This is a genomic window from Asaia sp. W19, from assembly GCF_003994335.1.
Lineage (GTDB): Bacteria > Pseudomonadota > Alphaproteobacteria > Acetobacterales > Acetobacteraceae > Asaia.
On the sequence record NZ_PNQZ01000053.1, the window covers coordinates 1 to 24,860 of the forward strand.

General features: G+C 55.8%; 27 protein-coding genes and 2 pseudogenes. 9 read left to right on the forward strand and 20 right to left on the reverse strand.

The genetic code is table 11. The features are described 5' to 3' along the window. From C0V97_RS09725 to C0V97_RS09745, 5 genes are all read right to left on the reverse strand, one after another. Positions 1–480: hypothetical protein (locus tag C0V97_RS09725; RefSeq protein ID WP_127102415.1), on the reverse strand; the 480-nt coding region annotated here is incomplete at its 3' end. A 30-nt stretch (positions 481–510) separates the two neighbouring features. After that, a complete protein-coding gene (locus C0V97_RS09730; protein ID WP_127102416.1) occupies positions 511–1,338 on the reverse strand; it encodes an alpha/beta fold hydrolase in 828 nt (275 codons plus the stop codon). Positions 1,339–1,411: 73 nt separating this feature from the next. Then, positions 1,412–1,621 (reverse strand): hypothetical protein, encoded by a 210-nt coding sequence (locus C0V97_RS09735; protein WP_127102417.1) that lies wholly within the window; start codon positions 1,619–1,621, stop codon positions 1,412–1,414. A 76-nt stretch (positions 1,622–1,697) separates the two neighbouring features. Further along, positions 1,698–2,462 (reverse strand): SDR family oxidoreductase, encoded by a 765-nt coding sequence (locus tag C0V97_RS09740; RefSeq protein ID WP_127102418.1) that lies wholly within the window; start codon positions 2,460–2,462, stop codon positions 1,698–1,700. A gap of 31 nt (positions 2,463–2,493) precedes the next feature. Beyond that, positions 2,494–3,300: an SDR family oxidoreductase gene (locus tag C0V97_RS09745; protein WP_127102419.1), complete on the reverse strand. Its 807-nt coding sequence runs from the start codon at positions 3,298–3,300 to the stop codon at positions 2,494–2,496. A 109-nt stretch (positions 3,301–3,409) separates the two neighbouring features. Here C0V97_RS09745 and C0V97_RS09750 point away from each other — a divergent pair, with 109 nt between their 5' ends. Next, complete coding sequence (locus C0V97_RS09750) at positions 3,410–4,363, forward strand: GlxA family transcriptional regulator (RefSeq protein WP_127102420.1); 954 nt, start codon at positions 3,410–3,412, stop codon at positions 4,361–4,363. 81 nt (positions 4,364–4,444) lie between these two features. Here the strand turns inward: C0V97_RS09750 and C0V97_RS09755 are convergent, their stop codons facing one another. Next, positions 4,445–5,467, reverse strand: a complete 1,023-nt coding sequence (locus C0V97_RS09755) for an alpha/beta hydrolase (protein WP_127102421.1) — start codon at positions 5,465–5,467, stop codon at positions 4,445–4,447. 139 nt (positions 5,468–5,606) lie between these two features. Here C0V97_RS09755 and C0V97_RS09760 point away from each other — a divergent pair, with 139 nt between their 5' ends. Next, a complete protein-coding gene (locus tag C0V97_RS09760; protein WP_127102422.1) occupies positions 5,607–6,101 on the forward strand; it encodes a MarR family winged helix-turn-helix transcriptional regulator in 495 nt (164 codons plus the stop codon). A 40-nt stretch (positions 6,102–6,141) separates the two neighbouring features. Then, positions 6,142–7,008 (forward strand): CPBP family intramembrane glutamic endopeptidase, encoded by an 867-nt coding sequence (locus tag C0V97_RS09765; RefSeq protein WP_127102423.1) that lies wholly within the window; start codon positions 6,142–6,144, stop codon positions 7,006–7,008. A gap of 104 nt (positions 7,009–7,112) precedes the next feature. Here C0V97_RS09765 and C0V97_RS18565 read toward each other — a convergent pair. From C0V97_RS18565 to C0V97_RS09785, 5 genes and pseudogenes are all read right to left on the reverse strand, one after another. Next, positions 7,113–7,423 (reverse strand): annotated as a pseudogene (locus tag C0V97_RS18565) (transposase); the annotation flags it as partial. 273 nt (positions 7,424–7,696) lie between these two features. Beyond that, positions 7,697–8,428 (reverse strand): SDR family oxidoreductase, encoded by a 732-nt coding sequence (locus tag C0V97_RS09770; protein WP_127102424.1) that lies wholly within the window; start codon positions 8,426–8,428, stop codon positions 7,697–7,699. Positions 8,429–8,464: 36 nt separating this feature from the next. After that, complete coding sequence (locus tag C0V97_RS09775; protein WP_199751792.1) at positions 8,465–9,307, reverse strand: aldo/keto reductase; 843 nt, start codon at positions 9,305–9,307, stop codon at positions 8,465–8,467. A 151-nt stretch (positions 9,308–9,458) separates the two neighbouring features. Further along, positions 9,459–9,866: a DUF1330 domain-containing protein gene (locus C0V97_RS09780; RefSeq protein ID WP_127102425.1), complete on the reverse strand. Its 408-nt coding sequence runs from the start codon at positions 9,864–9,866 to the stop codon at positions 9,459–9,461. A gap of 51 nt (positions 9,867–9,917) precedes the next feature. Beyond that, positions 9,918–10,472, reverse strand: a complete 555-nt coding sequence (locus tag C0V97_RS09785) for an NAD(P)H-dependent oxidoreductase (protein WP_127102426.1) — start codon at positions 10,470–10,472, stop codon at positions 9,918–9,920. Positions 10,473–10,588: 116 nt separating this feature from the next. Here C0V97_RS09785 and C0V97_RS09790 point away from each other — a divergent pair, with 116 nt between their 5' ends. Beyond that, the gene (locus tag C0V97_RS09790) at positions 10,589–11,488 is read left to right on the forward strand and encodes a LysR family transcriptional regulator (RefSeq protein WP_127102427.1); all 900 of its coding nucleotides are present in this window, start codon (positions 10,589–10,591) and stop codon (positions 11,486–11,488) included. 191 nt (positions 11,489–11,679) lie between these two features. Here C0V97_RS09790 and C0V97_RS09795 read toward each other — a convergent pair whose 3' ends face one another. From C0V97_RS09795 to C0V97_RS09825, 8 genes are all read right to left on the reverse strand, one after another. Continuing rightward, positions 11,680–12,705, reverse strand: a complete 1,026-nt coding sequence (locus tag C0V97_RS09795) for a helix-turn-helix domain-containing protein (protein WP_127102428.1) — start codon at positions 12,703–12,705, stop codon at positions 11,680–11,682. Positions 12,706–12,787: 82 nt separating this feature from the next. After that, positions 12,788–13,351 carry a nitrile hydratase accessory protein gene (locus tag C0V97_RS18915; protein WP_127102429.1) on the reverse strand — a complete coding sequence of 188 codons (564 nt, stop codon included), beginning with the start codon at positions 13,349–13,351 and terminating at the stop codon, positions 12,788–12,790. Beyond that, positions 13,245–13,598 carry an SH3-like domain-containing protein gene (locus C0V97_RS18920; protein ID WP_199751795.1) on the reverse strand — a complete coding sequence of 118 codons (354 nt, stop codon included), beginning with the start codon at positions 13,596–13,598 and terminating at the stop codon, positions 13,245–13,247. The genes C0V97_RS18915 and C0V97_RS18920 overlap by 107 nt, the downstream gene beginning before the upstream one ends. Beyond that, positions 13,595–13,900 (reverse strand): SH3-like domain-containing protein, encoded by a 306-nt coding sequence (locus C0V97_RS18800; protein ID WP_199751798.1) that lies wholly within the window; start codon positions 13,898–13,900, stop codon positions 13,595–13,597. Before C0V97_RS18800 ends, C0V97_RS18920 begins: the two co-directional genes overlap by 4 nt. After that, positions 13,897–14,556, reverse strand: a complete 660-nt coding sequence (gene nthA, locus C0V97_RS09810) for a nitrile hydratase subunit alpha (RefSeq protein ID WP_127102430.1) — start codon at positions 14,554–14,556, stop codon at positions 13,897–13,899. The genes C0V97_RS18800 and nthA overlap by 4 nt, the downstream gene beginning before the upstream one ends. Before the next feature lie 39 nt (positions 14,557–14,595). Next, positions 14,596–16,119 (reverse strand): amidase, encoded by a 1,524-nt coding sequence (locus C0V97_RS09815; protein ID WP_127102431.1) that lies wholly within the window; start codon positions 16,117–16,119, stop codon positions 14,596–14,598. Next, positions 16,116–17,162 carry a phenylacetaldoxime dehydratase family protein gene (locus C0V97_RS09820; RefSeq protein ID WP_127102432.1) on the reverse strand — a complete coding sequence of 349 codons (1,047 nt, stop codon included), beginning with the start codon at positions 17,160–17,162 and terminating at the stop codon, positions 16,116–16,118. Before C0V97_RS09820 ends, C0V97_RS09815 begins: the two co-directional genes overlap by 4 nt. A 33-nt stretch (positions 17,163–17,195) precedes the next feature. Beyond that, on the reverse strand, positions 17,196–18,095 hold the full coding sequence (locus C0V97_RS09825; protein ID WP_127102433.1) for a transporter: 900 nt from the start codon (positions 18,093–18,095) through the stop codon (positions 17,196–17,198). Between the two features lie 864 nt (positions 18,096–18,959). Here C0V97_RS09825 and C0V97_RS09830 point away from each other — a divergent pair. The 5 genes from C0V97_RS09830 to C0V97_RS09850 all read left to right on the forward strand — a co-directional run bounded on the left by C0V97_RS09830 (position 18,960) and on the right by C0V97_RS09850 (position 23,612). Beyond that, entirely contained in the window at positions 18,960–20,276 is a 1,317-nt protein-coding gene (locus C0V97_RS09830; RefSeq protein ID WP_199751801.1) for an LLM class flavin-dependent oxidoreductase, read from the forward strand. Positions 20,277–20,589: 313 nt separating this feature from the next. Next, positions 20,590–20,910, forward strand: coding sequence for a transposase (locus C0V97_RS18925; protein ID WP_158625398.1), 321 nt, complete (start codon positions 20,590–20,592; stop codon positions 20,908–20,910). Between the two features lie 356 nt (positions 20,911–21,266). Beyond that, positions 21,267–21,557: a type II toxin-antitoxin system RelE/ParE family toxin gene (locus tag C0V97_RS09840; protein ID WP_127102435.1), complete on the forward strand. Its 291-nt coding sequence runs from the start codon at positions 21,267–21,269 to the stop codon at positions 21,555–21,557. Beyond that, a complete protein-coding gene (locus C0V97_RS09845; RefSeq protein ID WP_233582089.1) occupies positions 21,547–21,876 on the forward strand; it encodes a HigA family addiction module antitoxin in 330 nt (109 codons plus the stop codon). Before C0V97_RS09840 ends, C0V97_RS09845 begins: the two co-directional genes overlap by 11 nt. Before the next feature lie 257 nt (positions 21,877–22,133). Next, on the forward strand, positions 22,134–23,612 hold the full coding sequence (locus C0V97_RS09850) for a S41 family peptidase (protein WP_158625399.1): 1,479 nt from the start codon (positions 22,134–22,136) through the stop codon (positions 23,610–23,612). 58 nt (positions 23,613–23,670) lie between these two features. On the opposite strand, the pseudogene C0V97_RS09855 reads toward C0V97_RS09850, so the two are convergent. Next, positions 23,671–24,428 (reverse strand): annotated as a pseudogene (locus tag C0V97_RS09855) (IS5 family transposase). Between the last annotated feature and the right edge of the window lie 432 nt (positions 24,429–24,860).

Genomic DNA, 24,860 nt, shown 5'->3' on the forward strand with positions numbered 1-24,860 from the left:
GATCCCTGGCGGAAAGGTCACGCGCAGGCGCTTCCAGGTCTCACCCTGCTCCTGCCAGTCCTCCAGACGTTCCACTACGACGCCGGGAGCCCCCAAAAGGAATGGTACGTTGAAGTAGGTCCACATCGCGATGCCGGCGAAATAGGCGAGCTGCGGTTCCGTCCACGGCGTTTCGAGCGTGTGACCGGCAAACGAGGATCGGGGTGCGTCCAGGATTTCCGTCACCTTGCCCAAGTCGTCCTTGATATCGACCCTGTTTGGCTGGAACAGCGTCGTCCGGCGGGCCGGTCCGAACGGATGATGCGAGGCCCACTCAGTGCCGAGCCCAACGGTCACATTCGTATCGTCAAGCAGGCCCGCATGGCCCTTAAGCCCCCAGAGTGCACCACCCTGGGCGAGGTGGGCCGTCAGGCTGGTGTACCGGTTCCAGGTGTTAAGGCCGCCATGAGCCTCAATGATCTTTTGTGCAAGCGTGTCCATCGGGACATCCTTTCAATCGGCTGAAAGTGTTCAGGCCCCCAGGAAAATCTGGACGTGGGCGGCGAAGGTATCGGGGTACTGGAACAAGGCGCCGTGCCCGGAGTCCGGGTAGATAACGAGTGTCGCGTCGGTCATTCGGCTGGACATCTGATAGGCGTTGATGACAGGAAACATCGTGTCGCAACTGCCATGAACGATGAGTGCCGGTTGCGTGATCGTCTTGAGCAGTGCGTCATCATCCTGTTCGGCGCACCACCCGATGATCGCGGACGCCTGCGGATTGCTGACGTTCTCGCCGCTGTCGGGGTCACGGCTGTCCTTGCGCGCCTCAGTGCGCTCAATGAACGCGATGCCAGCTCGCTGACTGGCTGTATTCGGCGTGAAGAATAACGGCAGGCGCACGTCGCGCGCGCCGAGGGCCAATGCCTCCTCCACAACCTTAAGTAGATGCTGCACACCGCCCTTGGGAGCCGAGCCGACGATGATGAGCTTGCGCACCGCCACGCGATCCCGGGCAGCAATGACTTGGGCGATAAAACCGCCGAGCGAAAAGCCGAGTAGATCGACCTCGCCGAAGCCAAGTGCGATGATGAAATCCTCCGCGTCCGTCGACATCTGGTCGATGGTGTCAGGCACCGTGCCGGTCGATGTGCCGATCCCCGCGTTGTCGAACACGATTACGGGTCGGCTGTCGGCAAGCGCGTTGACCAAGCCGGGGTCCCACGCATCCATGGTTCCCGTGAAATGCTGAAGCAGGACAAGCGGACGCCCCTTGCTGCGACCAAGTGCCCGGTAAGCAAATTTAATCGCGCCGACGGCAATAATCTGTGTCGGTGCCGTCTCAAAAGTCCTTGTCATGTTTGCCGCTCCACGACGCGTGGCCTCTGCCGACCACGCTTTTGAAAGGATTCGTCGAGATGAACCTGATTGGTCAGGGCGCCTGGCGCCCCTCATCCCGTCGCATCGCGCCGACGAGAATTCTCACAGTCGACCAGATGATTTCGGGAGGCGGGATCGGCACTCCAGTAGAATTTTGAAGAAGCTGAGTGCCGATCCCGCCCACGCGCCGAAGATGACCCCAAAGGTCGTTCTGACGAATGGCCGCCATGTCGAATGCCGGGTTTACGACGACGATATTCATGGTCAGCCTCTGTCAGGATGAGGTGGGCGTGGATCAAAGCAGCTCGTCTTCAAGAGCCGCGGCGCCGATAGAGCGATCAGTTGCCGGTCGGGATCGGGTTATCGGCAATGCTCTGATTGAACGCATTGACGAGGCCGTGCTCGTTGACGCCCGGGTTGTCACGCAGAGGTCTGATCGCCTCGACGAATACTTCCGGATCATCGCTTCCGAGAGCTGAGATGGTTTGTTCGATGAACGTGTCCAGCGGCATCGCGCGCGGGTCGCCGCCTTTGTGGATCAGGTCGGTGTCCACCCATGGCGGGGCAATCTCCTGTACACGCACGTTTGTATGACGAAGCTGGAAGCGCTGGGACAGGGCAAAGGAATGGAGCGCTGCCTTCGTCGCCGAATAGACGGCATTGGTCGAGATCGGCACGAACGCCAGCACGCTCGTCGTATATAGCACAGTCGCCTCCTCTTTTGTCTTGAGATGCTCGATAAGAGCCGACGTCATACGGATGGAGCCGAGCAGGTTGGTGGTGATCACCGCGACGGCGCTCGCATCGTCGATCGTCGTCGAGGCGTCGTCGAACGGCATGATGCCGGCATTATTGAGCAGGACGTTGGTTGCCGGATAATCGCGGATGAGCGTTTCAGCGGCCTGGGCGATGCTGGCGGGGCTGTTGATATCCAGCTCTATCGCGGCCATGCCCGGATTGAGCGAAATCACCTCGTCCAGCAATGCACGGCGACGGCCAGAGATGATGATCTGATTACCCAGCTTGTGCAGGGCCTCGGCGAGACCCCGACCGATGCCGCTGGTGCCGCCGGTGATGAAGATAGTGTTGCCTGTAAGTTTCATGACACGGTTTCCTTCTTGGGAGTTCGCTGGATCAGTGTGTCGACACAATGCCAAAGCGGGTGGCGGGCGCGCGGGACGAAAGATGCGGCCTCAGTGCGTGGCGGGCGCTCTCGTATGCGTTCCATAATCCGGCATCGTCGAGCGCCGGGATCGTCGTCTTTTCGCCGCGGTCAAAACCGACCAGAGCCGCGTCCACCATGTCCTCGGCCCGCATGACGATCTCGGTCGGCAGATTGTCGATCCCGAGGCCGCCGACGTTCCAGAATTCCGTCGCCGTGGCACCCGGCAGGACCGCTTGGACACGAATGCCCTTATCGGCCAGTTCGTGGTTCAGGGAGGTCGAGAAGGCTTGGACGAAGGCTTTCGTTCCACCATAGACCCCGTTCAGTGCCTCGGGGGCGACCGCCACAATCGAAGCAATGTTGATGATCGCACCCTTGCCGCGCACTACGAACCCTGGAACGACAGCGTAGGTAAGGCGCATCAGTGCCGTCACGTTCAGCTGGATCATCGCCTCCATACGATCCGCGTCACTGTCGAGCAGCGTCGTGTGCGTGCCGATGCCCGCATTATTGACCAGCAGGGTCACGCTTGCGTCGCGGCGAAGGACGTCCTCGACCCGCTTTACATCGGCGGAGCGGCCTAGATCGGCGTCGACTACCTCTACAGCGCGACCGGTCCGGTCCGTGATATGGGCAGCGAGATGCTGCAGTTTTTCCTTGTTGCGTGCGACAAGGATCAGATCATAGCCGCGACTGGCGAGACGGTCCGCGTAGATCGCGCCGATACCGCTGGAGGCGCCGGTAACGAGGGCCGTGCCGAGAGTGTTCTGGGTCATTGGAAGTCCTACCTTTTAATCGGTGTTGACCCCCTTTTAATGCGCTCTCTGGACCGGCTCCGAAATGACGGATAACTTACGTTTTTCGGACATGCCTGACGGAGCTGTCATGCCCCACGTCGCTATGGTTCTGACCTCTCATTTTCAATTCCTCGCCCTTGGAGTGCAGGCGGCTTTCGAGCTGGCGAACACGATATTAGGCGAAGAATTCTATTCGCTCGGCATCTACTCAGTGGTTGGCGGTCCTGTAAAATCCTCTAGTGGGCTGGACGTTCCAACCGTCGCTTTGTCAGAATCAGGACCGATCGACACCCTCCTGCTCATGGCCGGTATGACGCCGCCGCCAATGCAGGACGATGCGTCGCTCGCCGTTCTAGGGCGGGCCGCGAGAGAGGCAAGGCGAGTGGCCGGCGTCTGCACGGGATCGTTCCTCGTCGCCCAACTCGGGCTTCTTGACGGCCAGCGTGCCACAACGCACTGGGCCTATGCCCAACATATGCGGGACTGCTTCTCACAAATCATCGTCGAGGGGGATCGCATTTTCATCAATCAGGGCTCCGTCTGGACATCCGCCGGTTTGACCGCTGGATTGGATATGGCCGTGGCGCTTGTTGAGAAGGATCTGGGCGCTGATGTAGCCGGTGCCGTCGCGCGCCGTATGGTGATGCATCACCGGCGCGCAGGTGGGCAGTCCCAGCATTCTGAGCTCCTGGATCTCGCGGCGAGCAGCGATCGCATTCAAAAGGTCCTGATTTACGCCAAGAGCCATCTCGCCAATCCGCTAACGATCGAGGAACTTGCCGACGTTGCAGCACTGTCCCCGCGCCAGTTTAGCCGCGCATTCCAGGCCGAGACAGGCCGATCGCCCGCGAAGGCGATCGAACTTCTCCGTCTCGAAGCGGCTCGGCTCCTGTTGGACAGCACCAGGCATGGGTTAGATGCCGTAGCGCAGGAAACTGGCTTTTCCGATCTGCGCCGCATGCGCGAAGCCTTCATGCGGCAATACGGCCAATCCCCCCAGGCTCTGCGCCGCGAGGCCCGTGGGGTTCTGGTAAATGCCTGAGTAGCTCGCAATAAGATACGAACAGGGTGAGACTGGAGCGCCACTGCTCATTAGAGGCACTCCATCCCTGGGGGTAAGCGCTTAATTTACCTTCGCAAAGGCATCGCGCAGGAAGTGGGTCGCTTGAGCGATAGCGGCGGTAGCCGCCGGAGTTCTGGCGAGCGCATTGAGCATTACGAAATCATGGATCGTCGCATCATAGCGCGTCGTCGTAACTGGCACGCCAGCTTCGATCAGACGGCGAGCATAAGCCTCCCCCTCGTCACGCAGAACATCGTTTTCATCTGTGATGACCAGGGCAGGTGCTTGCCCGTGCAGGATGGAATACGGTGTATTCAGTGGCGAGACATGCGGCTGAGCGCGGTCCGTGCCAGTGGTCAAATACTGGTCCCAGAAATAGTCCATTGCCTTCGCCGTCAGCCAGGGACCATTGGAAAATTCCCGATAGGATCTATCGTTCATCGCGGCATCGGTCACCGGATAGAAGAGCAGCTGCGCCACGGGTTTGGGTCCATGCCGTTCGGCCACCAGGGCAGAGACGACAGCCACCATGTTGCCGCCGACGCTGTCTCCGGCGATTGCAATGCGGGCCGGATCGATACCGAATTCGACCGCATGTTGGGCAACATACGTTAGAACCGCATAATCCTGTTCGATCGCGGTCGGGTAGCGCGTTTCGGGCGAGCGTTCGTAATCGACGAAGATCACCACCGCACCGCTACCCGCCGCCAGATCGCGCACGAGGCGGTCATGGCTCGCTGGGCCGCCCATCACCCAGCCCGCACCATGGTAATAAACGATAGCCGGGCCGTGGTTGGTGACGTTGGCCGGGCGATAGACACGAACGCGCGTGCTGCCGGTCGGGCCGATGGGCAGCACGCGATCTGTGATCCGGGCGAAGGGGGCAGAGACCTTCACCGACCCTTGCGCGCCGTCCAGTAGCGCGCGGGCGTCGTGCGGCGAAAGCGAGGGGATGGCGGGGACGTGGGCCGCGGCCAAGCCGTCAAGGAAATGCTGGGTCGTGGGCTCCAGCACAGGGGCCGCGAGCGCCGGCGAGGCGGCGAGGGCGGTGGCCAGGGCGATGGATGGGGCAAGGCGTTTCATGATGGATTACTCCGTATCGGTCAGGCCGCGATCGGTCTGTGCAATACAATATATCGCGCACGATATAGTCGTGAAAACGTTCTAAATGCATGGCTCCCATGCAAAAAAAATCGTCGGCGATTAAATATTGCGCGATATAATGAGTGGTGCTATGGAGGACGATATGCCCGAGGACCTATCCGCACCCGATCTGTCGAATTTCGTGTGTTTCTCGCTTTACGCCGCGAGTCATGCCTTCAATCGGCTGTATCAGCCGCTACTGGAACCGCTGGGACTCACCTATCCGCAATATCTGGTGATGACGGTCCTGTGGGGCAGCGACGGCAAGCTCGTTGGCGAGATCGGGTCTAAACTCCTTCTAGTCAGCTCCACCCTGACACCTTTGCTCAAGCGACTGGAAGGCGCCGGCTTGGTCGAGCGTGCCCGGGACCAGAAGGACGAGCGGCAGGTGCGCGTGCGTCTGACGGAGGCTGGTCGGGCCTTGCGCGTGCAGGCCGAGACGATCCCGGCCTGCGTCCTGGCGGCGACCGGTCTGTCGATCACCGAACTGCGGGACTTGCGCAACCGGATCGACCAACTGCGCGAAGCCGTCAGCACCCCTACGGCTCTGGGCGACAATTCCGGCAGTCAATGAAACGGTTACCCCTCAATAGCCATCTGCGGAGAGAGACGTCTTGAATTCCTTTCACGCCTTGACCCAGACGAGCGGGGTCATCGCACCTGGCCGCTGGCATATTGCACGCATTCTGGGTTGGATGCTTGCGATGTTGGTCGTGACCGTTATCGAGCTGAGCCTGCAGTCGATCATCCGTGAAAAACTGACGACCAGTCCGACGGTCATCATCAGTGCTGCATTCGTGACTGTGGCGTTGGCCTACGGCACTTATGTGTTGTTGGTGCGCAGGCTCGAGAAGCGACCGGTTTCTGAGCTGGCGCTGAGGCCTGCCATCCTCGAGCTCCCGCTGGGCATTCTCATAGGCGGGGGCATTACGGCCTCGGTCATGCTCGTGCTGCTGGCTCTTGGAGATGTCTCGTTTCAGGCAGCGACATGGACCGATTGGGCTCATGACATTCGCGAGACGCTGGGCACCGGGTTCCTGGAAGAGCTACTGGCCCGCCTGATCATCTTCCGGTTGTTGTCCTGTGCATTCGGCATCAGAACCGGAGTTGTGGTTTCAGCGGCCCTGTTCGGCGCGGCCCATTTGCATAATCCCGGCGCGACCATCCTTTCTTCAGCCGCCATATCGATAGAGGCGGGACTCCTTTTATCAGGTTTTTATATCGCAACGAACCGGATCTGGATGAGCATAGGCGTTCATGCAGGGTGGAATTTCACACTCGGCGCTGTCTTTGGCGCTCCCGTATCGGGCATGACAGGGGAGGGCAGCCTTATGGCTGCGCACTTCAATCCAGATGCTCCAACCTGGATTACGGGCGGCAGCTTCGGGCCGGAGGCTTCGGTGATCAGCGCCGTTATGGGTGTTGGCGTTTTCGTGCTGACGCTGCTCTTTGCCCAAAGGAAACAAATCAGCACATCGTGAAAACATCAGCAGCCTGGTCTGGATCAGAGTTCACAGCCAGAAGATAACGCTTGCAGCACGCCGAGATGAACACGACCGGACATCTTTCGTAGCGCGCAGCAACGCACGGACCGCCTCTGATCACGCCCAACCGAACAGAGGCATCGCGCAAAAAATCACGTCCCATCATGAGCTGCTAGATCTTGGCGTGAAGCTTCTCCACATCTGCAGGACTGGCCCCCGTCTCCGGTGTCGCCTTGCAAGAGAAAATGCCCGCCATGCCCTCAACTGCCTGACGCTTCCACTAGGCGATCATCGTCTGATGCGCACCTTGTTGCGATCCCAGTTCCGCCAGTGTCTGCTCGCCCCGGATCGCCTTCAGCGCAACCCGTGACTTAAACTCGCCCGGATACCTCTTCCGTGTAACCGCACCCATAAACCCGTTCTCTCTCAGGTCGGATTATAGCTTATCGCCCTGTCCAAAAGACGGGGACCACTTCTGGCAGCCACGACCCGCCTCAGGCGGAAGCAGCGTTCTAATGATTGCCCATCCCTCGTCCGAAAGCCCAATTCGCCCGCCCAACCACACCTCCCAAAGGCAGCGTTGAGTCATTTACGGACGTTACTGTCAACATTTGTCCACGAACCGAGGAAGTATTTGCTGATCGGATGATCCTAAGCCCTTATTCCCAAGCAGGATATGAAAAAATCACCAAGGTAAGCGCTTACCATCTTCGAAAAAGCCTCCCGTTGGTCCTTCAGCTGCAAGCAGCGCGAGGTCGATGGAGGTCCGTGCGCCGTCAACCGCCGGACGGCCACCTTCCAGTCCAGGAACAAGATCAGTATCGGTAAAATTTGGGTTCGAAGCGTTAACCTTGATCCCGGTGTTCCGCAGTTCCCAGGCCATCTGCACAGTCAGCATGTTTAGCGCAGCCTTGGAAGCATTATAAGCTAACAGCTTTGTATCAACGAATGGCCACTCTGGATCTTCATTCAGGGCCAGCGAGCCTAGCCCGCTGGATACGTTCACAACACGCCCGGCCGGTGACCTACGCAAGAGCGGGAGCAACGCCCTTGAAACCGACACCGCGCCGAAGAAGTTAGTCTCGAACGTACGCCGGAGAACCTCAAGTCCAACCTGGCTTGGAGGTCCGTCGGCCTGATCGATAAGCCCGGCATTATTTACGAGAATATCCAGTACACCGTGCTCGGCCTCAATCTTCTCCGCGGCTGCAGCAATCATTTTATCATCGGTAACATCGAGTTGCACGAACCGTGCATCTAGCCCGCTCTCACTCAAATCAGCCGCCGCCCTGTACCCCCTCTCGGCGCTGCGAGCACCGATATAAACACTAATTCCCCTGGATGCTAAAGCCTTCGCAATTTCGAAGCCGATACCCTTGTTAGCGCCGGTTACGAGCGCTACTTTCTTGTGCATCATTTCATTGACCTCACTTCAAACATCTTTGCAGGAAGATTACTGTCCTTGAACCTGCATATCCTCTTCCCAGAAGCCGCGCGTATCCACCCCCGCTTCATCAGAGAGCTTCTCCAACAGGTCAATCTCTGAGGCTGACAGATTGATCGCAGCGACCTTGGCGAGGCTGTCGACTTGATATGTTTTAGTCACTCCAACAATCGGCACCGTTCCTTTGGCTATAGCCCACGCGACCGCAATGTCCGCAGCTTTCGCTTCGTAGCGCTTGGCTATGTACGGAAGAAGAGCATTGTAGATTTTGGCTCGCTGGCTGCCCTCTGGTAGCGGATTTTCAGGACTATAATTTCCTGTAAGTGCTCCTTGCTCAAGCACCATGTATGAGAAAAATGCAATCTTGTGCTTGTGACAGAAATCAAGCAGGCCGGCCCGCTCCGAACTGCGGTAGAGCAAGCTGTAATGGTTTTGGATAGCGCTGATCCGAAAGCCAGCTTCTCTGAGGATCGCGTCGGCTTCCCTTATCTGAGCGAGGTTGTGGTTCGAAACGCCTACATGCTTAATCTTGCCGCTTTCGAGCAACGGAATAAGATGCGGCGTCCAAAGCGCAACGTTTGCCGGGTTGTGAATCCAATAGAGGTCGATCGTTTCACATCCGATGTTTGTAAGGCTCTGCTCTAGCATCTCCTTCACCGCAGTCTCGGATTGGGATGCAGCTTGTGGCCTGAACTTCGTTGAAACTTGGTAACTCGCCCGATCATGCCCTCTGAGTAGCCCACCCACAACTTTCTCGGAACGGCCCATGCCGTAAACGAGTGCGGTATCCCAGAAAGTCAGGCCGACCGCAAACGCATGTGCGACCACGTCCTCCAGGGTGGAGCCTGCCATTGTACTACCAAAATATCCATTTCCAGACTCGCCCGTATCCCCCCCAGGCCCAGGTACCAAGCGCTACCCTAGGCGGTATATATGATTCTGTAGCCACGATATGTCTCCAATGCAGATTTTTGAGATGATAGCCTTAGAAGGGTAACGTCCCTCAAGCAGTGAGACCCTCAAGTATGTAGACTCGGCTGGTCGCGCTCACGAGCCTCGCGCCAATAATGTTCTGATAAGCTGGCGACCCATACCAAGCCTGGGCCGAGTCCATATCTTTAAATTCTAGAATGACTACACGACCAGCCGGCGTTTCTCCTTCAAGACCTGCAATAACGTTAGTATTTGCGAGTGGTCTCGCGTCAAACGGCGCAAGCGTTGCCTCGACCTTGTCGAGGTAGGGTTGTAGTCCCTCAGAATCGTTGATAACGACTTCAGCTATGAAATAAGCTGGGTTTTCCATATCCATTGACTCCGTGGCAGGAGACGGAATCAGATCCGTGAAGTCGTCGTCACTCCACTCGATCGGGGACGATCCGTCGTTCTGCGCTATTCTTGCTGTGAAATCCACGCCGAACCTTTGCCCCCGTTGGACGGGCAATCTCGGATTGACGCGAGGTGATCAGCCGAAGGACCGGCATAGTTTGGCCAATCGCTCTGAGTGCATGCGCGCTCGAGCCTTGATGCTCTCGCGATCGGCCTCAGTGCTCAAACCCGGGATATAGTGCATCCCAGTGGTAATGATCGGCTCCTCAAATGACATCCCGCAATACAATGCAGTCTGGCGAAGCGGCGGTATAAACGCGGCTATTTCGTAATTCATAGCGCCGTCAATGGCGTATTCTTTCATCGGAGCGCCTGTAGTGAATGACAGTATGAGCTTTTTTCCCCAAAGCCTGTCCCCACCTGCTCCGAAAGCAAACCCGTACGTGAAAACATTATCTACCCAAGCCTTCATGCCAGAAGGTAATGCATACCAAAAGAATGGGAATTGCCAGACAACGATATCCGCCTCAAGAAGCGCCATTTGCTCGGCGGAAACATCGAAAATGCCCGTATTTACCTCACGAATTTCGATGTCTAATCCCTCGGCCTTCTGAAAAGCGTCGAGGATAGCTTTGTTGGCAACTGATGCTTCCAAATCCGGATGCCCTGAGATTACTAAAACCTTGGCCATGCACACAGCTCTTCCATACCTAAAGCGATTTACATCGACAGGGTGGATCAGGAGTGCTTTTATTTTAAGGCTTTTCGGGGTATAAACACTATTTCCCGAAAAGAAATAATGCGGTCATGAATAATGCGTCCTACAATCAGCTGGTTGTCTTTCACGCCATTGCGAGGGAAGGCAGCTTAACAAAAGCTGCGCGGACTCTTGCGATGGGGCCACCTTCGGTAAGCAAATCGCTCAAGCTGCTTGAGGAAAGTGTAGGAGCGACGCTGTTCCGCCGCACAACGCGTCGGCTCGCCATTACAGAGACAGGTCAAGCGCTACTAGAGGCGTCTTCGACAGGGCTTATGGCCCTTCAACAAGCAATCACGAGTATACGTGACCTCAACCGCGAAATCGCCGGCCCGCTCAGAATCACAGTCGCCCGATTTGCGTACAAATTGTATCTTGCCCCAGTTATCGCGCAATTCATCGTCCGTAATCCCGGCATCACGCTAGAAATTTCGGTTAACGACGGCACCGTCGATCTTCTTAGCGAAGGATACGACATTGGCATCCGCTTTTACGATAGACTGCAGGAGGGAATGGTCGCTCGCCGTCTCTCGGGGCCGGTTCGTGAGGGGCTCTATATGTCACCAGAGTATCTCTCCCGGCACGGTATGCCTCAAACGATAGAAGAACTGGAGCAACATCCCATCATAGGATATCGTTTTACAACGTCCAACCGTATGGCGCCGCTAGTGCTTCAAGGCAGAGTTACATTATGCGCGCAAATGCCTCTTGTTACCAATGATATTGATGTAATCGCCGACGGTATACGCAATAGCTTAGGTATAGGTAGACTATTCTCGCCTATACGCAAATTGCAAAACGACTCCGACAAATTGATCCCTGTACTCGAAGAAACGTGGATAACCTATCCTCCAGTATATCTCTATTACTCTAAGAATACTGATCGGCTGAAACAAATTCGGGCCTTCTGTGAATTTGTGACTGAAGCCGTTCGCAAGCGTGAAACGTAATGCCGACGCCAATTTCGTAGGCCTATTCTTATTATTGCCTTCGAACTTGGCGATAGGCTTGAGACCGCTTTCGACCTGAATTTGTCTCGCCAAGCTTAATACACCCGGCCATCAGGGTGCGCAGTCCGTGAGGTATGCAGTGTTGGTAGGGGGATGATATTGACAAAACGCCTCATGTAGCGACGTATCAACTACCGGCTTTTTGGAATTCCATCTTTTCGCCACTCTCGCGGTGTCATGCCGAACCTTTTCTTAAAAGCACGACTGAAATGGGACATATCATTGAATCCCCAACGCAAATCGACGTCGGCGATGCTATCCACTGTACGCGCTCCGCCAGTGACAGAAAGCGAGTGCGCACAGCGATCAAGACGCTTGAGAAGGACATAACGTATAAGCGACGTTCCCTCGGCAGCGAACAGCTTGTTGATATACCGCACCGATAACCCGCTGGCTGAGGCGATCATCGTTGCGTCAAGATCGGGATCATGAAGGTGCGCATTAACATACCGCTTGACACGCAAAAGGGTGCCCGAGCGCAAGTGCGGACTATCGCTAATGGAACCGTTGATCCCACCCAGAGTCATAGCCAACATACTTATTGCAGGATCGGCCAGGCGCGTCATCTCGTCAGTGCTCAGCTGACCAATCTGCCGGCTCAGCGCACTGAGGTAAGAAGAAAGTACGTTGCCGACACCACTAGATACGGCAAGCGATGTGGCTACCCTGTCTTCCGCGTTAACAAGTAGATTGTTGAGTGTAGGTCTGGCGATGCTGAAGACTACCTCCTGCCACTGTCCTTCGAACCGAAGCGAATGTGGCCGCGTGGCGTCATAGATTGCCATGTCACCGGCCTCAAGTATTGCGTGGCTGCCATTTTGTTCGATAATCTGTTTACCCTGCAACATCAGTACCGCAAAATAGCGATCCTCGTACTCGCTGCGAGCCTCACGAAACCTCCTGTCCACACTTTGCTCAGAAGCTGATATTACTGAAAGGCGTAGGTCGCTAAATCGCTGCGATAAAACTTTCCCGAAAAAATCACTCTGCGGAATTGCAGATATCTGTACATCTGCGAACAAGCGCAGGATTATTTCTCTCCAATATTCGATACGTCGCTTACCAGAATGGTGAACAGACAAGTCGAGCAGAGGGCCCGCCCAGTCCTCAGTTTGGATAATACTGGTAGGTGAGGGCCCGTCAGGTGATTTACTCACAGCTGGTAATCTTCCTCTCCACGAAACTCCAAAAGTCTGAGCCAGTTAACAAGATGAGAATAAGCCGATAGGCGTAGGGGCGCTAGACTTTGATCGCCGGACTTATGTGGATCGGAACACCCCGTAAGGGTGCCGTTGGAGCGCCCTCAGACGGCAGATTCATGCCATGCTCCGCCAAAACGACAGGCATACCGTGAGGTGTGTGGAGATGTGCATGAGTCCATGCAGCATGCTTTGCATCAAGGCTCTCGATGGGGAGATACCCGTTCGCAGAGAGCAAGCTCTCCAGCGCGGAAGCCCATTGCCTGTAATAGGTGTCATTTACACATTCGCCAGCTTCGGCTGGCAAGGCAGCTACAGTACGGGAAAAAACGTTCACCCATTCCGGCCACGAAAAAAGTCCGGTCTCATGAAGATGTACGGCCAGCCCCCAGACGCGCGCATGCCATGGCGCGCCAAAAGGTGCGGTCTCCATAGGAACGGCCCGTGCCGTACTATCCTGTTGGTCGCAGGAAGAAACTTCAAAGGTGTTCAGCATATCACACACCCTCCAGATAATTTTCCCAAAGATCGATATGGACGCAGTCCTGCGCAGACGCACCCTCTCCCCACAGCTCAGATGCCTCGAAACGGATATTGTACACATGCTGTGGAGAGGGGATACTCCCATGTGCCATAGTGTCGGCGAAGGTGAAGACGCCATGATCCATGACAATTATACCGACGCGCGAACGAACATAGCGAGGTAGTCTTGTATGGGTGGCTGGGTTCATATTGCGCGCTCTTATACGGTCGCCGACTTTGAACCGCGGCGAGATCTCCTCAGTCGAGACCCGAGACGATGCCCCTGTTCGCACGACAATTGGAACGAGATCCAGAGTCAGTACAGTCATCCCGCTGATCCTTCGCGCATGCGCTTGCCAATATCGTCAACCGAAAGTACCTGACGTGATATAAGTAGAGCCTCAATGGCGTGAACCCAGTGTTCGTAGTAGCTGGATCGAAGATAAGTGGCTGGGTCCATCAGTTCGATTTCGTGACGGAACTCATCCACATTGAAATGCCCCCCCGCGAAAGTCGCAATGAATAAAGCGAAGATCCGGCCCTCCCAAACGTGGGCAAAGACGGGCTCGCTTGCAGGAGGATTGACCGGTCCCATACCGTGCATTCCGCCCAAGTCATGAATCCCGTTCATAACGGCGCTCCATTCAGGTCCGCCCTTTCTGCCTGTGCAGGGGGAGAGATGATACCCGTCCCAATCATTGAGTCACGCGTCACGAGGGAAGCAAGTTGCTCCACCGTCCACCCGTCAGTGCCAGCAGGACGTTGGGGAAGAACCATATATCTGATTTCGGCGCTACTATCCCAAACCCGGACTTCTTTCGTCTCGGGGAGTAATAACCCGAATTCCTCAAGTACCGCCCGTGGTTCGCGGACGATGCGGGCGCGATATGGGGCTGCCTTATACCATGCAGGAGGTAATCCCAGCACAGGCCAAGGGTAGCAGGAACAGAGAGTGCAAACGATGATATTGTGAATGTTATCCGTATTTTCGACAACGATCATATCCTCACCCTGGACCCCCGAAAATCCCATTTCCGCAATCGCAGCCGTGGCATTATCAAGCAAGCGAGTAAGATAGGCCGGTTCGCTCCAAGCTCGTGCCACTACGGCGGCACCATTTCTGGGACCAATCCGGTTCTGATAGGTATCGACAAGTGCATCGAGCGCCGCAGGGTCAACCAGGTTCTTGTCAACCAAAAGCGATTCAATAGACTTCACGCGCAGTTCCAGATCGTCTGGCAAAGGACCATGATCGTGGGAATGAGAATGGTCTGGGTGTGTACTCATGTCAGATATACTCCAAAAGAGGAGGCCACGGTTGTATTCTCAGAGCACTCTTGATCGCCAATCAAGGGTGTCTTCGAGAGCGGACGCAGCACGGTAGATTGTGGCCTCGTCGTAGTAACGCCCGACGAGTTGGAGCCCAATCGGCAGGTCTTCGCTAGAAGCGCATGGCAAGGAGATCGCCGGATGGCCCGAGGTATCGAACGGGGCGGTATTCCCTAACATTTCGAAGGCGCGCGCGAGATTGTCCGCTACCGACGCGTTCGAGCCAGGCAACCGGCTTGCTCGTATCGGGACAGTAGGCATCAGCAATAGATCTACCTCCTCCAAAGCAAGGTCATAGGCTGAGCGCAATTGACGGGCTAGATTTTGCGCTTTCCCATAGAATTTGCCATGGTAGTGGCGCTTCATATGTTCAGCAGTAATCAGGGTAGTCCGCAGTGTGGGAGGAAGTTTTTCAGCTTGATTGCGCCACTCGGCGTGGTGGGTCATCATCTGCGTCATATAAAGCCCCCGCCAGTTGTGCCCGTGACTATTCCCCACCATCATTTGCGAATTCGCCCCCTCGGTCGCAATTGCGAGCCAGATGGCGGGCGCAACTTTATGCATTGGAACCGAGATACGGTTCACCCGCCCACCCAATGCCTCACAGAAATGAGCGGCGTCCTCTACAGCGCGCTGTACTACCGGCTCGAGGCCAGGCACATCGAAAGCCTCGACCAGTATGCCGATACGCAGTCCCATCAGATTTCTGCCAATCCCGGCGGAGTAATCGCATTCTCCGGTATTGATTTGCTGACGAGGGTCTAGTCCATCATAACCGGCGATCACTTGTAAAAGAGCAGCATTGTCCGCAACGTTACAGCTCATGGGTCCGAGGTGATCGAGCGTTTGCTCGATAGGCATGGCGCCCGTATAGGGTACCAGACCAAAGGTAGGCTTCATGCCGATCACGCCGCAGAACGACGCTGGAATGCGTACCGATCCTCCCTGGTCGCTACCAATTGCCATATCGGCTTCGCCTGCAGCCAAAAGGGCACCGTTTCCCGATGAAGACCCACCAGCCGAGAAACCAGTCTTTCGCGGATTAGTCACCGGACCGGTATGACTAGTATGCGACCCCCCGGAAAAACAGAAGTATTCGCATACAGATTTTCCTGTGATTGTTGCGCCGGCGTCCAGGACACGCGAAACAACCGTCGCATCGACCTCTGGCACATAGCCAGCGAAGGTTGATGATCCATTATCCATCTCGACGCCGGCTACACAAATATTATCCTTGATGACAACGCGCTTACCATGTAGCGGCCCGGTAGCCGCGCCCGAGATCACTGTCTTCCTGTGCCAAGCGCCGTATAGATTTTCAGAGGCGTCCGGGAGATACCCACCATTGCGGTTGTGGTGCACGGCCGGCATGTAATCCGGTAGGGCATCCAACAGGTCATATACCTCGAAGGTTGAGGCCAGGGCTGCCCCGTAAGCGGTTACCTCACCCGACGTCAGAGAAAAGCCAAGATCTGCAGCGATATCGGCGATCTCTCCATGGGTTGGACGCCGTATCGTCATGCCGCGTCTCGCATCATACCGGTACCGGGATGACAATTGATATACTCGTAAAACTGATGCGTACCGTCGAAAACCGAGACCTCATGATACAGGCGAAGCTCGCGAATACCGGCGATCACCTCGAAGAAGACACCAAAAATCCTCAAATGGGTTGGATGGCTCTCAGCCCATGCCTCGAGATGGCGCAATGATTTCCAGTAACCGATGTTATAACTTTCGTCCTGCAGATTACCGTCGATATCAATCGATTGTACGTAGCGGTTGCTGTAGCAGCCTACCTCCTCTCCATTATCGCGGAGAAAGTCCATGCCGTCGCGTAAGGTGGGCTCTATGCGCTCCAGATACAAAGTTCGCTCGGCAGCTCCGGCGTCACGCCAATCCTGACCCGATCGTATCAACGCCAAATTGTCATGCGAATGGATGACTACCCTCGTGCCTTCGGCGGTTTCATGTTCAAGCCGACGTAGGATGCCGTTAGCTTCCATAGGATCGTTTTGCGATAGCGCAAATCGGTCACGCATCGATCCCCAGTAACCATGTTCCTGTATCTCGCCGCTGGTGCGGTCCATCACTGCACCCACGCCGGGAAAATTGGTTTGAAACGCGTAAAGGGTCTCAAACTGGCGCGCGTCCGGTGCCACACACTCGCGAAAGTACCCCAGCTTCTCGGTCATCCGCTCAGGGGCCGCCCACCAGGATGCAATAGAGGCATCGTTACACCAGCGTTCATAAGTCTCGAAGTCACGCCAATAACCAACAACAATGAAGTTGCCATACCCCTGGTTATCCTGATGAAAAGTCAGATCATGATTGCCAGGACCATTTTCATGGTCGAAGTCCGCAACTATTTTGCGTAGCGCCAAGAGCGCGGCCTCTCTCAGTGTCGCGTCTTTGAATTGCACCCCGAAATATCCCATTGAGACCCGAGTAAGATCGACATCTGCCCGCGCCACATACATGGGGAAGGGAGGCTGATAATCGTCGGCCACTCGTTTGGCCATTGTGCGTGGACAACGAAGGTGTTGGTCAACTGCGGATTCCATGACGGACCTCATTCAGTTAGCGTTGTGGATCGATCAGAAGATGTGCGCGTATCGACACTGCACCGTGATATTGCTAGCCAGCCCATTGGATACGCTCACGTCGCTTCCTGCTTGCAGAAGCAATTGGTCCCGTGGTGCAACAAACCGGATTGCGGTAAGGTTCAGACGGGTACTCGAGGAGGCCGCTGCGTTGGGGATGCCGTTCAGCAGCGTCTTTCCACCCCAGGACTGTGAAATGCCGAGCGCTAAGGTTGTTTTAGGGTTGGGCATGTATCGACCAATACCCTGCACGAAATAGCTCTCGCTTTGCGACATACGCCCATTCGAGACATTGAAGCGATTATTATCCCCATGCCAAATAATGTCACCAATTAGGTCGAAGGCCCAGTGGGTGCCGAAATGGTGGATATAGGCCCCTTGGAAGTCGAGGGAGACACGATTCTCCCCCAGGTTCAGCGAACGCTTGCGATCATAACTTCCCGTTGGCAAATAAAGATATACGGTCGCACTCAACGTATCATGATGATCATTGAGCCGGTATTTGAGCGGAGCGGTCAAAATAAGGTCGCCCACACCAGTCGTACTACCGAACGCTTTCGCTGCCCCGGAAGCTGTCACGTTCCCGAATGGGAGAAGAAACTGAGGGTCGATTGTCAGACGCTTCGTGAGCGAAAAAACGTGAAGCAGTCGCGCAATACCGAGGTTCGATCTTACATTGAAGTTTGATACCTTGGTGTCCCCCATGTACATGGAGTCCGTGTTGACATAGTTGTAGTATACTACAGCAATGGTGGAATTCAGTGGGTATTGCTCATAATCACCTGGATTAACTTCAGCCGCCTTGGCACACGCAGGGACCATCAAGGCGATCGCGAGGCTGAATCCAGCGCAGCGCAAGAATTTCGGCTTTCCATCCCCGAGAATAGTGCTCATAGCGCGGATTACCTGTTGTAAGACGTTGCAAGGACGCGGTCTTTGCGTGCCGCGTTCAGCGCCATATTGTCGGCTGATATCCTATTATTATTTCGTTTCCGGGATGATTTCTTGACCGAGAAGGCCATAAATTTTGACCGAGGCGGCCATGCCTGCACCTCGTCAGCACCCCTGCGGGATGCCGCGAGTCTCCCATTTGCAAGTGGTGTCGGCTGCCAGAACCAGCGCTCATGCGCATCTGGGCCAGGCGTTAATCCGAACACGTATTCCTTTCATAAGAGTAATATCTGGAAGCCTCGTGGCGAGGTCTCCGGCAAGTTGTATCTTCAGTTTCCTGAGGCAGTCATATCGATAAACAGACGCTCTCCTTCTTCGCGCAGAGCCTGCAGTATCTGGTGCGCGCGCTGAGGCATCCTTGGGCGAAGCAAATGAGCGACCATTCCGGGGAGCCTTGCGAACACTCAGTTTCCCTGATGATCCGCCTTTATGTGAGCACTTCTTCGCTCAACGCACGCGCCGCGTTTGAGTAATAACTATGAATATTCGTTGTTTGATATATGCACGATAGGATTTGACAGATTCAGACGCCTGAGGCAGGGTTATCTGGAAAACCAGCGTTATTTTTTGTGAAAACCTGAATTGGTACGCCGTTCGCATCCTTGACCTTACGAGTTGCCACACCGGAGCGGGTTCAGCCTGGCGAAGGACCAATCAACACAGTGCCTGCATCCAGCCTGTGACTGACGCTCAAGCTGGGCCGTTGGTCTGAGGGTCGTACCGATATCGCCTGCAAACACTACAGGCAGTTTTGACCAATAATTTTATCGTGGGATGATAAGCCCTGGATAGAGGATCTGACCGATCATGACCGAAATACTGATCAACGCGTTCGACATGACCTGCATCTCGCATCAGGCAAGCGGTCTCTGGTGCCATCCCGACGACCAAGCTTCCCGTTATAAAACGATTTCATACTGGACCGAGCTGGCCAAGACCCTCGAGCGTGGCCTGTTTGATGGGTTGTTCATTGCGGATGTACTTGGGATCTATGACGTCTATGGCGGGAACTCTCAAGCTGCTCTGCGCAATGCATCTCAGGTCCCTGTAAATGACCCTTCCCTCATCATCGCAGCAATGGCGGCGGTGACAACGCATCTGGGCTTCGGTCTTACTGCGACATTGTCTTTCGAACACCCTTATCCATTTGCGCGCAAGATGAGCACCCTCGATCACCTGACTCAGGGACGAATTGGCTGGAATATTGTCACCGGATATCTCGACAGCGCGGCCCGCGGCAATGGTCAGTCGCAGCAGCAAAATCACGATACGCGCTATGACATTGCTGACGATTATCTGGCCGTCGTAAAAAAGCTTTGGAACGAAAGCTGGGATGATGACGCAGTTATCAATGATCGAGCGAATGGGGTCTACACCGATCCTGATAAGGTCCGACGCATAAAACACGACGGCCCTTATTTTTCGGTGGACGCTATTCACTTATGTGAACCCTCGCCACAACGTGTTCCGGTTCTTTATCAGGCAGGGACTTCTTCCAAGGGGCGAGGATTTGCTGGAAAACATGCTGAATGCGTGTTTCTCGCAGGGCCTACATCAACGATTGTGCGCAGTAGTGCGACCGCAATCCGTGACGCGGTCGCAGCGCAGGGGAGAAACCGGGACTCTGTCAAAATATTCTCGTTAGTTACTGTCATCACCGCAGCATCTGACAAGGAGGCAATCGAGAAATATGAGGAGTACAGACGTTACGTTAGCCTTGAAGGGGCTTTGACACTGATGTCAGGTTGGACAGGCGTCGATTTCTCTTCTTACGATCCGGAGGAACCCGTTCGACTTATTCGCAGTAACGCAATCCACTCCGCGATCGATGCTTTGACCATAAGTGATCCCGATCGCATATGGACGGTACGAGAGCTCGCCGAACATTCCGCGATTGGCGGCATGGGGGTAACATTTGTTGGCGGCCCGCAGACCATATCCGACCAATTGGAGGACTGGATCGAGGAGACAGGTGTGGACGGGTTCAACCTTGCCTATGCCATCACGCCGGGTAGCTTCGAGGACTTCATCACATATGTCATCCCCGAACTACAGCACCGGAAGCGTTACAAAACCCAATACAGACCTGGCACTCTGCGCGAAAAGATGTTTCCGTCAAGGTAGACCGGAAAGTTGACGTTGACAAAAACGGTCCATCCCGTTGTAACCGCGCGTTATTTCGGGAATATTTCAGCCTACGTGTGACTATAGCGGGGGGGATTCCGCTTACCTGTAGGGGTATGTCATCAGAAAATGGGAGTATGCTCCTATTACGTGATTTCCATCTCTCATAACGAAAATGATGACAAATATTCTGTCGATATCATCTACTTTCTTTGCTTTCGACGAATGCAGCCTTCCGGTCTCCCAGGGTTTAGTAAACAAAGGTTGACAGTAACGTCCGTGATTGATCCACCGCCGCCTTTTGAGGACGTCGTTGGGCAAGCGAATTGGGCTTTCGGACGAGGAATGGACAAGCATTGGGACGCGGCTTCCGCCTTGGACGGGTCGTGGCTGCCGCCCGATACGAGGTAACCGGCTGTGTTTCGAGGGCATGATTTGGAGTGCCCGAACAGGGTCGCAATGGCGGCACCTGCCTGATGACTATGGTAAATGGAACAGCATGTTCCGACGTTACTGGCGATCGGTAATGACGGGCGTGTTCGACGCGATACTCGAAACGCTAGTTGAAATGGTGGAGCGAGATGCCACCGCTAAACACTGCGGGATCTTAGAGGCTCAGCCACATCTCGAGTAAGAAGAACCGCTCCGCTCCCCGCACGCGTTAGGCCACGTCCGCTTTGCAAAAGCGGCGCATTGCGCTCAAAGGTCCGAGATGAAGCGAGAGCTGACATCCTTCATTGAGCGCGGCCGTATAGGCTGGGAGAAGATCTGCGCCGCATCGAAAGCGTGCCTCTGAAGCACGCTTTCCAGCCCATCTACTGCCGTTCTCCGCCCATCATACCTACTCCCGATAATCAAAAGAATCGGAAGTAGATAAATGTCGGAAGACCGCCAATTTTCGCCTAACGGCGCTCTTATCACCCTAACCGCCCATGCGCTCGACGTAACGATCATCTTTACATCGTTGATGTAATGCATTACCTTACACGCATGGAGATCGAGAGCATCAGCCACAAAGGCCTCCGACGCTTTTTTGAGACGGGAAATGCCAAAGGGCTGGTCCGCGATGCAAGCCGGTTACGAAAGATGCTCGCCTTCATCGACGCTGCGGAATCACTCGATGAGCTCACGGTGCCTCCAAATTATAGCCTGCATCCTTTGGTCGGAGAGCGGGCAGGCACTTGGTCCATGACCGTCACTAAAAACTGGCGGCTTACTTTTCGTCTCAATGAGCAGGGACAACTCTGCGATATGGCTTTGGAGGACTACCATGGCGCTTAAGATGCATTGCTCGCTCGCAGTCCATGTCGGGGACTGGATCAAAACCGAGCTTCTTGAGCCCCAGAATATCAGGGTCAACACTGTCGCCGAGCATCTGGGCGTTTCCCGTCAGGCGATCAGCGCCCTTCTGAATGGAAGGTGTGGGCTCACCGCGGAGATGGCGATCCGCTTTGAGCAGGCCTTTGGCGTACGAGCCGAAACGCTGATGCGCATGCAGAGCACCTTCGACCTTGCCCAGGCCAGAGCACATACGAGCAATTTGTGCATTCAGCATTTCGGAATCCCAAATCGGGCAGATACCGTGGAGCGGCGGGTATGAAGCAGCATATTATCATGTAGACAGGGCAGGGGTTCATTCGACTGCCCCTCCCAACTCATCTCGACTGCTTCATTTGGCATGCGAATTGGGGAAGACTTAATCCAGGCGATAAGGGAGAGAGCCGTGCTTTCTTCCAACCTCTCGATCTTTCCGTGCTAGACTGCTGGCCTTCTGAGTATCGTCGCCACGCGTAACGCCCGGCTTGAACGATCCGGCTTAGCCCATGGGCATACGGTGCTGCCCCAATGGAGCTCTATATGCGTCTGCTTCTACCGATTGTCTTAAGTCTGCTGACCTCGACGGCATCCGCGGCCGCCTCGTTTGACCGCAAAGCGTGGCAACAGGATTATTCACAGCTCAAATCCGAGTTGGTGGACCGTTACGCTAATCTCGCATGGAAGGCGTCCGACGTCGGCGGAATCGACTTGCCTGCGCTTGATCGTAATACTGCGGCTGCAGTGGCGTCGGCGAATGACGACACCCAGGCGGCCGACGCCATTCGCGCTTTTATCGCTGGCTTTCATGATGGACATCTCTCGGAGTTGCCGTACCTCGCTGTAGCGACGACACCTCCGATTGAGCCCAGCCGGCCTGCTCTTGATCCGGCGGCACCGATCGAAGGATGCGCAGCGCTGGGATACGCCTCGACCGGATCAGTCGCTTTTTCTTTGCCATTGGAGGGGTTACCTGGCTTCAAGTTGATATTGGACGGGCTTGGCTCGACGTTCAGGGCCGGCACCATCACGCGATCGGGCGTGACGCTTGGTATCCTCCGCATCCAGAACTTCCGTGCCCGGGCCTTTCCTGCTGCCTGTTTGCATGCCTGGGCAGACCTGCGGCAGGCTGGCAGGGCAATCACTCCCGATTCAATGCGTGAAGCGGCGGAGTTACGCTGGTTTCATGATATGGCGGCTGAGATCAGGGCACTGCGTCACACCGGGGCCACGGCCCTTGTCGTTGATATTGGCAATGACAGCGGAGGCGACGATAGCGGCGATTGGACGCCCCGTCTCTTTACGGACAGGCCGGTACGATCCGCACGGCTTCTAATGGCAGACGCATCCGATGCTGGTCGCTACTTCGCTGACGAGATCAGAGATATCAACGAAGCGCTCACCGCCACTCAGTCGCCTGACGCCAAGGCTGCGCTCACAGATGCACGATCCTTTTTCTCCCAGCAGACCGCGGCGATCGGTGAGCATCGTTGCGATCTGTCATGGGTCTGGCGCGAACAACGCGCCTGGTCGCCGACGAATTGCAATCGGCTCCTCTCTGCGGGCTATGCTGGAGGCTACTCCGCTGGCCTGGCCCGAAACGCCCTAGGCGACAGCAAAGCTGCAACCGCTCTTTCTTCTGCATCCACAGTTCAATCATTCGTTGGCAGCTGGACCGGGCCGACTTACGTCCTTGCCGACCAGCGCTCCTATTCGTCGGCAGAAATGTTTGCAGCCGTTATGCAAGACAACCGGATCGCAAAGCTCGTTGGCAATCGCACAGGTGGAGATGGGTGCGGCTTCATGACGAAAAGCGACCCCATCATCCTTCGACACTCGCGTCTTCGTTTCCGAGTGCCGAATTGCATGAGATTACGTGCGAAGGGTACGAATGAGGAAGCTGGCATTGTGCCCGACATTTCCGTGCTACCAACCGAAGGCGAAAGCGAACGGGCACGGGCCGAACGGGCTTTGCTGGCGATCACCAACGACCTGGCAGGCGCTTCTCGAAAACCCCACTAGGCGCAGATTTTGGCAAGAATTGGCTTTTACGCTTCTCGATCCCGACTAGGCTCAGGACTCATAGCCAGAACATGACGGTAGCGGCGAGGCAGATGGCTGAGAAGAAGACGGTCGGGCATCTGTCGTAGCGTGTGGCGATGCGCCTGCAGTCCTTGAGCCGGCCGAACATGATCTCGATACGATTGCGGTGCCGGTATTTGCGTTTGTCGTAGTTCACGGGCGTCGTGCGGGATCTCCGGCCTGGAATGCAAGGTCTGATCCCCTTTTCCTCCAGCCCGTCCCTGAACCAAGCGGCATCATAACCACGATCAGCCAGGGGGCCCCTTTGCAGCGGGCAGATCGTCCAGCAGGGCAGCGGCCCCGGTGTAATCGCTGATCTGGCCTGCCGTCATGAAGAACCTGATCGGGCGGCCATTCCTGTCTGTCACCGCGTGCAACTTCGTGTTCATGCCGCCTTTGGTCCGCCCGATCAGGCGGCCTGGGCCCCCTTTTTCATCCGCAGGCTCGAGGCCGTACGGTGCGCCTTCAGGTAGGTCGCGTCGATCATGATCGTCTAATGGTCCGCCCTGCCAGTAGCCAGGCCGTCCATCAGACGGACAAAAGTCCCCGCAGCGCTCCACCGCTTCCAGCGATTGTAGAGCGTCTTATGCGGCCCATATTCCTGCGGAGCATCTCGCCAGCGCAACCCATTGCGGTTCACGAAAATGATCCCGCTCAATACACGCCGATCATCAACACGCGGTCTGCCATGGCTCCTTGGGAAAAGGGCTCCAGACGCGCCATCTGTTCATCCGTCAGCCAATACAGGTCGCTCATCTTCAGTCGCCTCACAGAGCCTGAAGCAGATTTACCCACCTAAATCAATGGGTCCTGAGCCTAGGGAGGCGATCCGCTCACGGTCAAGATTGCGCCTTATCTACCGCGCTCAAAACGGCGAGAAGACCGAGCGAACGATCTGGCCGGTCGCTCTCGGTTACTCGGATGCCGGTCGTATTCTGATAACATAGTGTGAAGCGCGACAGGGATTTCGACACTTCCGCACCGATCGGATGATGGCTGCTGGAGTGTTGAATCAGCGCATTCCTCGCTCGAAGGGCGATCTGCATCGGAGGTGGGAGGAGTGGCGGACCGCCCAGCTTTCCATACGCCAGTAGAAATTTGATCAGAATACCATCGCCTTTGGGAACGGCTCAAGCAAACTCATTCAGCCATGCGTGAACCCGTTAGCGTATATCCGTGCACGTTTTG

What these genes read in the sequence shown, in the direction of transcription:
- C0V97_RS09730 (WP_127102416.1), bottom strand. Translation starts at nt 1,338, where the DNA reads ATGACAAGGACTTTTGAGACGGCACCGACACAGATTATTGCCGTCGGC.
- C0V97_RS09735 (WP_127102417.1), bottom strand. Translation starts at nt 1,621, where the DNA reads ATGAATATCGTCGTCGTAAACCCGGCATTCGACATGGCGGCCATTCGT.
- C0V97_RS09740 (WP_127102418.1), bottom strand. Translation starts at nt 2,462, where the DNA reads ATGAAACTTACAGGCAACACTATCTTCATCACCGGCGGCACCAGCGGC.
- C0V97_RS09745 (WP_127102419.1), bottom strand. Translation starts at nt 3,300, where the DNA reads ATGACCCAGAACACTCTCGGCACGGCCCTCGTTACCGGCGCCTCCAGC.
- C0V97_RS09750 (WP_127102420.1), top strand. Translation starts at nt 3,410, where the DNA reads ATGCCCCACGTCGCTATGGTTCTGACCTCTCATTTTCAATTCCTCGCC.
- C0V97_RS09755 (WP_127102421.1), bottom strand. Translation starts at nt 5,467, where the DNA reads ATGAAACGCCTTGCCCCATCCATCGCCCTGGCCACCGCCCTCGCCGCC.
- C0V97_RS09760 (WP_127102422.1), top strand. Translation starts at nt 5,607, where the DNA reads ATGAGTGGTGCTATGGAGGACGATATGCCCGAGGACCTATCCGCACCC.
- C0V97_RS09770 (WP_127102424.1), bottom strand. Translation starts at nt 8,428, where the DNA reads ATGATGCACAAGAAAGTAGCGCTCGTAACCGGCGCTAACAAGGGTATC.
- C0V97_RS09775 (WP_199751792.1), bottom strand. Translation starts at nt 9,307, where the DNA reads ATGGCAGGCTCCACCCTGGAGGACGTGGTCGCACATGCGTTTGCGGTC.
- C0V97_RS09785 (WP_127102426.1), bottom strand. Translation starts at nt 10,472, where the DNA reads ATGGCCAAGGTTTTAGTAATCTCAGGGCATCCGGATTTGGAAGCATCA.
- C0V97_RS09790 (WP_127102427.1), top strand. Translation starts at nt 10,589, where the DNA reads ATGAATAATGCGTCCTACAATCAGCTGGTTGTCTTTCACGCCATTGCG.
- C0V97_RS18915 (WP_127102429.1), bottom strand. Translation starts at nt 13,351, where the DNA reads ATGTGTACAATATCCGTTTCGAGGCATCTGAGCTGTGGGGAGAGGGTG.
- C0V97_RS18920 (WP_199751795.1), bottom strand. Translation starts at nt 13,598, where the DNA reads ATGACTGTACTGACTCTGGATCTCGTTCCAATTGTCGTGCGAACAGGG.
- C0V97_RS18800 (WP_199751798.1), bottom strand. Translation starts at nt 13,900, where the DNA reads ATGAACGGGATTCATGACTTGGGCGGAATGCACGGTATGGGACCGGTC.
- nthA (WP_127102430.1), bottom strand. Translation starts at nt 14,556, where the DNA reads ATGAGTACACACCCAGACCATTCTCATTCCCACGATCATGGTCCTTTG.
- C0V97_RS09815 (WP_127102431.1), bottom strand. Translation starts at nt 16,119, where the DNA reads ATGACGATACGGCGTCCAACCCATGGAGAGATCGCCGATATCGCTGCA.
- C0V97_RS09820 (WP_127102432.1), bottom strand. Translation starts at nt 17,162, where the DNA reads ATGGAATCCGCAGTTGACCAACACCTTCGTTGTCCACGCACAATGGCC.
- C0V97_RS09825 (WP_127102433.1), bottom strand. Translation starts at nt 18,095, where the DNA reads ATGAGCACTATTCTCGGGGATGGAAAGCCGAAATTCTTGCGCTGCGCT.
- C0V97_RS09830 (WP_199751801.1), top strand. Translation starts at nt 18,960, where the DNA reads ATGACCGAAATACTGATCAACGCGTTCGACATGACCTGCATCTCGCAT.
- C0V97_RS09840 (WP_127102435.1), top strand. Translation starts at nt 21,267, where the DNA reads ATGGAGATCGAGAGCATCAGCCACAAAGGCCTCCGACGCTTTTTTGAG.
- C0V97_RS09845 (WP_233582089.1), top strand. Translation starts at nt 21,547, where the DNA reads ATGGCGCTTAAGATGCATTGCTCGCTCGCAGTCCATGTCGGGGACTGG.
- C0V97_RS09850 (WP_158625399.1), top strand. Translation starts at nt 22,134, where the DNA reads ATGCGTCTGCTTCTACCGATTGTCTTAAGTCTGCTGACCTCGACGGCA.